The sequence below is a fragment of the Fodinibacter luteus genome, from assembly GCF_039541575.1.
Lineage (GTDB): Bacteria > Actinomycetota > Actinomycetes > Actinomycetales > Dermatophilaceae > Fodinibacter > Fodinibacter luteus.
The window spans coordinates 1-508 of the sequence record NZ_BAABGM010000037.1 but is presented as its reverse complement, the minus strand read 5'-3'; the positions used below and the strand labels follow the sequence as shown (position 1 = coordinate 508).

The following is a 508-nucleotide window of genomic DNA, read 5'->3' as shown; positions in this document are numbered from 1 at the left end:
CCACATCCACGCCGCCGGGGCCCGTCGCGACAGCGTCGGTTCGGTTGCCGGAGAGCCGGATCACCACGCGTTGGGTCGCTCCCGTGGCGGGTGGGGCACCAAGACCCACGCCGCGGTCGATCAGCACCGCGGGGTGCTCTCGTTCCTGCTCACCCCCGGCCAGGACGGCGACAGCCCACAGTTCATCGCCGTGCTCGAGCGGATCCGCATCGCCCGCCCCGGACCCGGACGCCCGCGGCATCGACCCGAGCGAGTCCTCGCCGACAAGGCGTACTCCTCTCGAGCCAACCGCGCCTGGCTGCGGCAACACAAGATCGCGGCGACCATCCCCGTGCCAGCAGACCAAGCCGGACACCGGCGACGACGCGGCCCCGCCGGCGGCCGACCTCCAGCCTTCGATCCCGGGCGGTACAAGGACCGACACGCCGTCGAGTGCGGCTTCAACCACCTCAAACACCACCGCGGGTTCGCCACCCGATACGACAAACTCGCCGTCCGCTACGCCGCC

General features: G+C 71.9%; 1 protein-coding gene. It reads left to right on the top strand.

The window, feature by feature from the left end:
- Positions 1 to 4: 4 nt before the first annotated feature.
- A partial coding sequence (locus ABD899_RS18850) for an IS5 family transposase (RefSeq protein WP_345208907.1) occupies positions 5 to 508 on the top strand: 504 nt, incomplete at its 3' end.